At 64.7% G+C, this 9,209-nt stretch carries 6 protein-coding genes and 3 tRNA genes; 6 read left to right on the top strand and 3 right to left on the bottom strand.

Annotated features, from left to right (window positions below; all coding sequences use genetic code 11):
• Positions 1-305 precede the first annotated feature (305 nt).
• The 3 genes from DNK34_RS14425 (at position 306) to DNK34_RS14415 (ending at position 2,544) form a co-directional block, all read left to right on the top strand.
• Entirely contained in the window at positions 306-935 is a 630-nt protein-coding gene (locus DNK34_RS14425) for a DUF1780 domain-containing protein (protein ID WP_131175614.1), read from the top strand.
• Positions 936-1,017: 82 nt separating this feature from the next.
• Entirely contained in the window at positions 1,018-1,191 is a 174-nt protein-coding gene (locus tag DNK34_RS14420; RefSeq protein WP_131175615.1) for a DUF3094 family protein, read from the top strand.
• A 54-nt stretch (positions 1,192-1,245) separates the two neighbouring features.
• Positions 1,246-2,544 carry an NAD(P)/FAD-dependent oxidoreductase gene (locus tag DNK34_RS14415; protein ID WP_131175616.1) on the top strand — a complete coding sequence of 433 codons (1,299 nt, stop codon included), beginning with the start codon at positions 1,246-1,248 and terminating at the stop codon, positions 2,542-2,544.
• Positions 2,545-2,767: 223 nt separating this feature from the next.
• Here the strand turns inward: DNK34_RS14415 and DNK34_RS14410 are convergent.
• From DNK34_RS14410 to DNK34_RS14400, 3 genes are all read right to left on the bottom strand, one after another.
• A tRNA-Lys gene (locus DNK34_RS14410) sits at positions 2,768-2,843 on the bottom strand.
• A 6-nt stretch (positions 2,844-2,849) separates the two neighbouring features.
• Positions 2,850-2,926, bottom strand: a tRNA-Pro gene (locus DNK34_RS14405).
• A gap of 9 nt (positions 2,927-2,935) precedes the next feature.
• Positions 2,936-3,011: transfer RNA gene (locus DNK34_RS14400), tRNA-Asn, on the bottom strand.
• Positions 3,012-3,219: 208 nt separating this feature from the next.
• On the opposite strand from DNK34_RS14400, the gene DNK34_RS14395 reads away from it, so the two are divergent.
• The 3 genes from DNK34_RS14395 to DNK34_RS14385 all read left to right on the top strand — a co-directional run bounded on the left by DNK34_RS14395 (position 3,220) and on the right by DNK34_RS14385 (position 9,116).
• Complete coding sequence (locus DNK34_RS14395; RefSeq protein ID WP_131175617.1) at positions 3,220-5,511, top strand: DUF1631 domain-containing protein; 2,292 nt, start codon at positions 3,220-3,222, stop codon at positions 5,509-5,511.
• 423 nt (positions 5,512-5,934) lie between these two features.
• On the top strand, positions 5,935-6,783 hold the full coding sequence (gene fdhD, locus DNK34_RS14390) for a formate dehydrogenase accessory sulfurtransferase FdhD (protein WP_242675327.1): 849 nt from the start codon (positions 5,935-5,937) through the stop codon (positions 6,781-6,783).
• 2 nt (positions 6,784-6,785) lie between these two features.
• Entirely contained in the window at positions 6,786-9,116 is a 2,331-nt protein-coding gene (locus tag DNK34_RS14385) for an FdhF/YdeP family oxidoreductase (RefSeq protein ID WP_131175618.1), read from the top strand.
• Positions 9,117-9,209: the final 93 nt, after the last annotated feature.

The raw sequence follows: 9,209 nt of genomic DNA, 5'->3' as shown, positions 1-9,209 counted from the left end.
GGCCACCAATCGCCGCGGGGTCGCGACTCCTACAGGTTCGCGGCCAATCATCGTTCGGGCAGGAGCGTCGACCTCGGCGCGATGCCATCGTGGCCATCCCGCAAAACCGCGTCATGGCCACCAATCGCCGCGGGGTCGCGGCTCCTACAGGTTCGCGGCAAACCATCATTCGGGTAGGAGCGTCGACCTCGGCGCGATGCGATGGCAGCCATCGCGCAAAAACCCGGTGTCACCACCACAAGAGCGCGCTCGCCTCGGTGCACACACGGTTACCCGCAGGCCATCACTCGGATTAGACTGGCGTCATGGATGACTCAGATTATCTGCGCCTGCTCACCCACCAGGCGGAGCAGGCCAATGCCTTTCTTTCCAATGCGCGCAAGTGGGAACGCGAGCGCTGGGTCTGCCAGCGCCTGCTGCAGGCCTTCAATGTCGGCCATCGCCTGGAAGAATTCGGCGCCGCAGATCAGGAACCACCGGACGTGCTGTTTCGCGAGGCCAGCTTCGAGGTGTTCTTCGTGCTGGATGAGGGCCGGCGCCTCAACGATGACTGGCGCGCAGAACTGGAACGCCGGCGCAGCGCCTTCTCCCTGAGCCAGCTCGTGCGCCGCGAGGCCAGACCCCAGCGGATCGGCGCCAGCGAATTGCAGGCGCGCCTGGCGCCGACCCTGCGCAAGAAGGCCCACAACTACCGCGAACGCGGCCTCGATCCGGGCGAGCTGGATCTGCTCGCCTACGTCAACCTCAAGCGCGCCGTGCCCGACTTCAACAGCCACTTCCCGCCGCCGACCGAGTACCTGCGCCAGGGTTGGCGATCCCTGTCGCTGGTCGGCCCGACCTTCGCCCGCATCCTTTTCGCCCATGCCGACGCCCCGGACTTCTTGCGCAGCAACCTGGGACGCAGCGTGATCTTCGATGTCGGGATCAGCCTGTGAAGCCGGGCGCAAGCGCCATGGGCCCATTCCAGTACATCCCGGGCAACGCCCTGCTAGAATGAGCGCATTCCGCGAGGTTCCCATGTCCAGCCGATTGAACCCTGACGATCAGCGTCGAGTCGATGAATACCTGAGCGCCCCTCAGCATCAGGTCGAGCGCCAGCCCTTCAAGGTCTGGCGACTGCTCTTGATCATCGTCGCCGTCACCATCGGCCTCGGCCTGCTGAGCCGCCTCCTGAGTCGCCTGGTGCTATGAGCTGCCGCTCGCCCGGACTCCATCTCCGATTTTTCAGCCTTGTGAGTACACTCCATGACCCATCGAATCGTAATCGTCGGCGGCGGCGCCGGCGGCCTGGAACTCGCTACGCGCCTGGGTAGAACCCTGGGCAAGCGGGGCAAGGCCCGCGTGACCCTGGCCGACGCCAACCTGACGCATATCTGGAAACCCCTGCTGCACGAAGTGGCCGCCGGCTCGCTGAATTCCACCGAGAACGAGTTGAACTACGTCGCCCAGGCCAAATGGAACCACTTCGAGTTCCAGCTCGGGCGCATGAGCGGGCTGGATCGTGAACGCAAGGCCATCCAGCTCGCCGCCACGCTGGATGAAGAAGGCCGGGAACTGGTGCCCGCCCGTGAGCTGGGCTACGACACCCTGGTGATCGCGGTCGGCAGTACCACCAATGATTTCGGCACCGAAGGGGCGGCCCGTCACTGCCTGTTCCTCGACACCCGTGAACAGGCCGAGCGCTTCCACCGCCAGTTGCTCAGCCACTACCTGCGCGCCCATGCCGGCAAGGGCGACAACGACCAGATCAGCGTCGCCATCGTCGGCGCCGGCGCCACCGGCGTCGAACTCGCGGCCGAACTGCACCATGCTGCCCATGAACTGGCCGCCTATGGCCTGGACAGCATCCGCCCCGAAAACATGCGCATCACCCTGATCGAGGCCGGGCCACGCGTGCTCCCCGCACTGCCCGAACGCATCAGCGCCCCGGTGCACAGAACGCTGGAAGAACTCGGCGTCACGGTGCTGACCAATGCCGCGGTGAAAGAGGTCACCGCCGATGGCCTGCTGACCGCCAATGGCGAACAGATCCCGGCAAGCCTCAAGGTCTGGGCGGCCGGCATCCGCGCTCCGGCCTTCCTCAAGGATCTGGACGGACTGGAAAGCAACCGCATCAACCAGTTGGTGGTCACCTCCACCCTGCAGAGCACGCGTGACGAGAACATCTTCGCCTTCGGCGACTGCGCCGCCTGCCCGCTCGGCGATGGCAGCGAGCGCAACGTACCGCCGCGCGCCCAGGCGGCACATCAGCAGGCATCGCTGCTGGTCAGATCGCTCGCTCTGCGCCTGCAGAATCAGCCCCTGCCCAGCTATCGGTACAAGGACTACGGCTCGCTGATTTCCCTATCGAGCTTCAGCGCGGTAGGCAACCTGATGGGCAATCTGATGGGCAGCGTGAAGCTGGAGGGCTGGCTCGCCCGCATGTTCTATATATCGCTGTACCGCATGCACCAGATGGCGCTGTATGGCCGCTTCCGCACCCTGCTGCTGATGCTCAGCGACCGCATCGGCCGCAGCACCGACCCGCGCCTGAAGCTGCATTGATCCTGAGGGGGCGCCGGGCAATACACCTGGCGCCATCAAGGCGGAAGCAGACTCTCGTAGGATGGGTGAAACCCATCGGCGATTGATGGGTTTCACCCATCCTACAGGTTGCCTCGCTTGAAGCTTGCGGCTCAATGGCCGCTTCCGCCTTTGAAGCGTCCGATCCCCAGAAAGCAGAAAACCCGCTCCAGGCGGGTTTTCTGCTCAAGCAAGCTTGAAATAATGGTGGGTCGTGTAGGATTCGAACCTACGACCAATTGGTTAAAAGCCAACTGCTCTACCAACTGAGCTAACGACCCTGAAAATGGTCGGGGTAAGGGGATTCGAACTCCTGACATCCTGCTCCCAAAGCAGGCGCGCTACCGGACTGCGCTATACCCCGAGGAAAGATTGGCTCCGCGACCTGGACTCGAACCAGGGACCCAATGATTAACAGTCATTTGCTCTACCGACTGAGCTATCGCGGAACTACGCTCTTTCTATCTCTTTCAACTGGCTCCGGCCTGAGCCGTTTCCCGTATCAGAGGCGCGCCATTTTACGTTTCCAGAACGCCCTGTCAACCCCTTAAATTGCTTTTATGACAATGCTTTGCAGCAGAGTGGCAGGCTGCTATACCTTCCCCGCTCGCTTGTACGCCGTGACAGGCCGTTGCCAAGCATTACCCAGGATCATCGATGAGTAATCAGGGTACGCCACCGCGCCCTCCCAATGCCCCGCGGACCCTCGCCAGCCGGGGTATACAACCGCGCTTCAGCGAGCTGGGACAAAGCTGTCGCAAGCTGGTGCTGAACCGTCTGGCCGCCAGCCTGACGCGCGCCTTCGCCCAGGTCGACGACACCCTGTTCGAATGCGCCGAAAAGGCGGAGAACAATCAGGTACAGACGCTGTTCCTCGACAACATGCGCAGTATTCGCAAGCTGCGTCCACAGATCGAACGCCACTACCACCAGGCGATCTCGCAGACCTTCTCCGACTTTCTCGATGGCAAGCTCGAGCCGCACCCAGCGCTCCCCGAGCTGGATGCCGAACAGCTGACTCTGGTGCAGAACGAGGACTACGAAGAAACCCTGCAAGTCACCAATATGGTCAGTCAGGTCAAGGATCGCTGCGCCCAGGCCCTGTTCGCTCTGGATCAACGCCTGGCCCTGCTCAACAATGGTAAACCGCTCGACGAGGACAGCAATCCGTTCGGCCCGCGAATGATCGCCCAGGCCTTCCGTCACGCCCTGGCGCCCTGCCCGCTGCCGCTGCGCATCAAGACCGTCCTGTACATGCTGTTCGACCGGCACGTCATGCATGACCTCGACGCTGTCTATGCCACGCTCAACCAGCGCCTGGTAGAAGCCGGCGTACTGCCCGAGCTGAAATACACGGCAGCGCGCAACGCCACCCCGGCGCGAGCGGCCACCCGCAGCGATTCCGCCGCGGCGGAAACGGCTCGACGCCAGCCCACCGCCGCAGCGCCGACCGGTCACGCGCCACGGGATCTCGATGCGCCGCCTCCGGCCGACCTGGCGCAGTGGCTCGACAGCCTCAACGCCTTGCTCGAAGCCTATCGACGACAGCAACCGAGCCCGTTTCTGCTCGGCGGTACGCCGAGCATGGCCAGCTTTGGCCCTGCGAGCGCCAAGCGCACCTACAGCGCCTCGGCACTGCTCGAAGCCCTTGACCGCATGCAGCGCCAATCCGCCGAGGAACTCGCGCAACGCATGCAGAAACCGCAACAGGTCGCCAGGCTCAAGGCCGACCTGCACCAGCAACTGACCGAGCTCCGCGACGAGCCGCAGCCACACAAGCTGGAAGCGGGCGCAACCGATGTCGTCGACCTGGTGGGCATGCTGTTCGACTTCATCCTCGACGACGACGACCTGCCGGATAGCTGCAAGACCGCCCTGTCACACCTGCACACGCCCTACCTCAAAATCGCCCTGCAGGATAAGGCCCTGTTCACCCAGCCGCAGCATCCGGCCCGCAAGCTGCTCAACGCCATGGCCCAGGTGGGTGCGCTGTATGGCGATGAAGGGGAAGAACACGGCCTGCTGGCCAAGATGCACGGGGTGGTGGAGCGGGTCATACGGGACTTCGCCGGCGACCTGCAGTTGTTCGAAGCCCTCCTGACAGAGTTCAACGCGTTCGCCCACACCGTCCAGCAGAAAGTCGAGCTGCGCGAACGCCGTGCCGTGGATGCGGCCAAGGGCCGTGACAAACTGCTCGCCGCGCGTCAGTCGGCGGCCCGGGTGATCGCCCACAGCCTGGACCAGCACCTGCCTCCGGCGCTCATCCGCCACTTCCTCGAGCAGACCTGGATCGATGTACTGGCGTTCATCCAGTTGCGCCATGGCGATGCCAGCGACGAATGGCAGCGCGCCAGCGACGTGGCCGAGCGACTGGCCTGGAGCGGCACCTTGCTCGATGCGGAACAGCATGCGCACCTGCAACGCTTGCGCGCAGGCATGCTCGAGGAACTGCGCAAGGGCCTGCTGCTGCTCGGCGGTTATCATGACGACGGCATCCGCCGCCTGCTGCAGGATCTGGTGGCCTGCCAGGACGCGGTCCAGGCGCGCCAACCGCTGGCCTCCGCCGAGCTGGACCCGCCCCCCAGTCCCCTTGGCAGCATGCCGGGGAAAGACACCGTCCTGGCGCCGCAAAACGGCTCGCTTACGCCACATGCACAGTTGCTGGCCAAGGAACTGGGACGTATCGAATTCGGCACCTGGTTCGAATTCAGTGCCGACGGCCAGACCCGGCCCCTGAAGCTGTCCTGGTACAGCACGACCACCCTCAACTACCTGTTCGTCGATCATGGCGGCCAGCGTGCAACCATCAAACCGCTGGTGCAATTGGCCCGGGAAATGGAGCAAGGGCTGGTGCGGATACTCCCCCCTGATCGCGCCGCGCCGCTGGTCGACCGCGCCTTCGCCGCCATCTACCGCGTACTCCAGCGCTTTACCAGCCGCCGTACTTGAGGAGCTCCGTCGCCAGCACAGCCGACAGCAGACCACCGTCCTGCCGGGTCTTCGAACGGCACCGCGGGCGCGACCTGGGCCACAGCGCCGAATGCTCTGCTGCCCCGCCGACGCCCTGGTGGAATGCCGCCTGGTCTGCCGGCCGGCGAGATCCGCCTCACTGCGATTGCCTCTGGAGCCGCGTGAGCGAACAGGGCCAGCAACGCTGGGCCGGCTACCGCATCATCGATCTGGATCAGCGACAGGCCACAGCGCTGACAGAAATATTGCAACACTTTCCGACGCCCCGCTGCAGGGCGCGTCATAGAGCCTTCCAGCCACCGCGATAGACACGCTCGATCAGCGCATCGGCAAGAGCGATTAGACGCATCAACCTTGACCGCCTAGGCTTCTCTGTGTCAATCAGTCGCAGGGGAGCTGCCCGTGCCCCGGCCAGCCGAGACGCCAATTACCGACACCGAACCCGACCCCGCCGCCACTGCGCAGCCGGAAGCGTACGGCTACGCGGAACTCGGCCGCTCGAGCGTCCAGGCCAGCGCGGTGCTGGCACAGGAGTGCGCGCTGGCCATCAGTTACAACGGTATCAGCCATGCCGTGATGATGGTCTCCCCTTCCGCCGTGGAAGACTTCATCTTCGGCTTCAGCCTGAGCAGTGCGTTGGTCGATTCCATCGACGATATTTATGACGTTCGTACCCAACGCGTCGGCGCCGCGATCAATGCCGAGGTCGAGATCAGCAGTCGCGCCTTCTGGGCCATGAAACAACAGCGCCGGCAACTGGCGGGCACCAGTGGCTGCGGCCTGTGCGGCGTCGAGGCCCTCGACCAGGCCCTGCCGCAACTGGCCACCCTGCAGCGCGGCCCGCTACCCGATGCCGCGCACCTGATCGGCCTGCGCGAGCGCATCGGCACGGTTCAGAGCCTGGCCCGCCAGAGCGGCGCCCTGCATGCCGCGCTGTACGTGGATGCGCGGGGCGAGATTCGCCTGTGCCGCGAGGATATCGGCCGGCACAACGCTCTCGACAAGCTGATCGGCGCGCTGCTGCGCGAGGCCCATGACCTGCGTCACGGCTTCGTCGTGGTGACCAGCCGCTGCAGTCTGGAGCTGATTCACAAAGCGGTGAGGGCCGGGGTCGGTAGCCTGGTCAGCCTTTCCGCGCCGACCGCGCTCACCGTGCAATGGGCCCGCCGGCACAACCTCAACCTGATCCATCTGCCCCACCACAGCGCGCCCCGGGTCTACAGTCCCGCGCCGCCTGCAAGAGAAGAATAACCATGAGCCTGCAACCCGTTAACCCGCGTTACAAACCCTATAAAGGCGCTGCCGCCGGTTGGGGCGCGCTGATCAGCGTCACCCAGTTCTGGCTGGACAGCAAACAGCCCTTCAAGAACCTGCGCGCCCTGCTCAAGACCAACCAGAACGGTGGCTTCGACTGCCCGGGCTGCGCCTGGGGCGACTCCCCGGAAGACGGCCGCATCAAGTTCTGCGAGAACGGCGCCAAGGCGGTCAACTGGGAAGCCACCAAACGCCGTGTCGACGCTGCGTTCTTCGCCAGATACAGCGTCAGCCAACTGCGCGAGCAGAGCGACTACTGGCTGGAGTACCAGGGCCGCCTGACCGAGCCGATGCGCTACGACGCCACCACCGATCGCTATGTGCCGACCTCCTGGGACGACGCCTTCGCCCTGATCGCCAAGCACCTGAAGAACCTCGACAGCCCCAACCAGGCCGAGTTCTACACCTCGGGACGGGCCAGCAATGAAGCGGCCTACCTGTACCAGTTGTTCGTCCGCGCCTTCGGCACCAACAACTTCCCGGACTGCTCGAACATGTGCCACGAAGCCAGTGGCGTGGCGCTGATCCAGAGCGTTGGCATCGGCAAGGGCAGCGTGACCTTCGCCGACTTCGAACATGCCGATGCCATCTTCGTCCTGGGCCAGAACCCGGGCACCAACCACCCGCGCATGCTCGAGCCCCTGCGCGAAGCGGTGAAGCGTGGCGCCCAGGTGATCGCCTTCAACCCGCTGAAAGAGCGTGGCCTGGAGCGTTTCCAGCACCCGCAGCACGCCATGGAAATGCTCACCAATGGCTCCGAGCCGCTGAACACGGCCTTCTTCCGTCCCGCCCTGGGCGGCGATATGGCGGCCATCCGCGGTATCGCCAAGTTCCTGCTGCAGTGGGAACGCGAGGCCGCGGCCAAGGGCGAAGAGGCCATCTTCGACCACGCCTTCATCGCCGAACACACCGACGGTGTGGAGGCCTACCTGGCAACCCTGGATGCCTCTTCCTGGGACTCGCTGGTCGAACAGTCCGGCCTCAGCCTGCAGGACATCGAACAGGCGGCCCGGATGTATCGCCGCGCCAACAAGGTGATCATGTGCTGGGCCATGGGCATCACCCAGCATCTGCACTCGGTGGCGACCATCCAGGAAATCGTCAACCTGCAGTTGCTGCGCGGCAACCTCGGCCGTCCCGGCGCCGGCCTGTGCCCGGTGCGCGGCCACAGCAACGTGCAGGGTGACCGCACCATGGGCATCAACGATCGCCCACCGGTCGCGCTGCTGGACAATCTCGAGAAGCGCTTCCAGTTCAAGGTGCCGCGCGACAATGGCCACAACACCGTGGAAGCCATCAACGCGATGATCGACGGCCAGGCCAAGGTGTTCATCGGCCTCGGTGGCAACTTCGCCCAGGCCACGCCGGACAGCCCGCGCACGCACCAGGCCCTGCAGAGCTGCGAGCTGACCGTGCAGATCAGCACCAAGCTCAACCGCAGCCACCTGACCACCGGCACCGATGCCTTGATCCTGCCGTGCCTCGGGCGTACCGACATCGACCACCAGGCGAGCGGCCCGCAAGCCGTCACCGTGGAAGACTCGTTCAGCATGATCCACGCCTCCTACGGCCAGCTCGAACCCCTGTCGAAGGCGATGCGCTCGGAACCGGCCATCATCGCCGGCATCGCCAAGGCCACCCTGGGCAATCACCCGGTGGACTGGGACGCGATGATCGCCGACTACAGCCGCATTCGCGAACTGATCGCCGACACCATTCCCGGCTTCCATGACTTCAACCAGCGCGTACAGCATCCGGGCGGCTTCTACCTGGGCAACTCGGCAGGCGCGCGCCAGTGGAAGACCACTACCGGCAAAGCCAATTTCAAGGCCAATGCCCTGCTCGCCGACCTGCTCCCGGAACAAGTGCACAACAGCGGGCAGACCCCGGACCTGATCCTGCAGACCATGCGCTCCCACGATCAGTACAACACCACCATCTACGGCCTCGATGACCGTTACCGTGGGGTCAAGGGACAGCGTCAGGTGTTGTTCGTCAACGAAGCGGACATCACCCGCCTGGGCTACAAGCCCGGGCAGAAGGTCGACCTGACGTCGCTGTGGGACGATGGCGTGGAACGCAAGGTCTTCGGCTTCACCCTCCTGGCGTTCGACATCCCCGCAGGCCAGGCCGCCGCCTACTACCCGGAGGCCAACCCGCTGGTACCGCTGGAAAGCGTGGGCCTGGGCAGCAACACGCCGACCTCGAAGTTCGTCGCCATTCGCCTGCACCCCGCCCAGGAAACGGCGCGCATCCTGTCGGTGGGATAAAGGCCCACACACCGCTGCAGGCGCTGCGACCTCGCAGCGGAGGGTGGCTGCGCCGCAGGTTCTGCTGGATGGCCGCTAACGTATCGCCCCGGG

This window comes from Phytopseudomonas dryadis (genome assembly GCF_004327355.1).
Taxonomy (GTDB): domain Bacteria; phylum Pseudomonadota; class Gammaproteobacteria; order Pseudomonadales; family Pseudomonadaceae; genus Aquipseudomonas; species Aquipseudomonas dryadis.
Note: the sequence above shows the minus strand (reverse complement) of the source record. Positions and strands in the feature narration are given on the sequence as shown.

What these genes read in the sequence shown, in the direction of transcription:
- DNK34_RS14415 (WP_131175616.1), top strand. Translation starts at nt 1,246, where the DNA reads ATGACCCATCGAATCGTAATCGTCGGCGGCGGCGCCGGCGGCCTGGAA.
- DNK34_RS14385 (WP_131175618.1), top strand. Translation starts at nt 6,786, where the DNA reads ATGAGCCTGCAACCCGTTAACCCGCGTTACAAACCCTATAAAGGCGCT.
- DNK34_RS14425 (WP_131175614.1), top strand. Translation starts at nt 306, where the DNA reads ATGGATGACTCAGATTATCTGCGCCTGCTCACCCACCAGGCGGAGCAG.
- DNK34_RS14420 (WP_131175615.1), top strand. Translation starts at nt 1,018, where the DNA reads ATGTCCAGCCGATTGAACCCTGACGATCAGCGTCGAGTCGATGAATAC.
- DNK34_RS14395 (WP_131175617.1), top strand. Translation starts at nt 3,220, where the DNA reads ATGAGTAATCAGGGTACGCCACCGCGCCCTCCCAATGCCCCGCGGACC.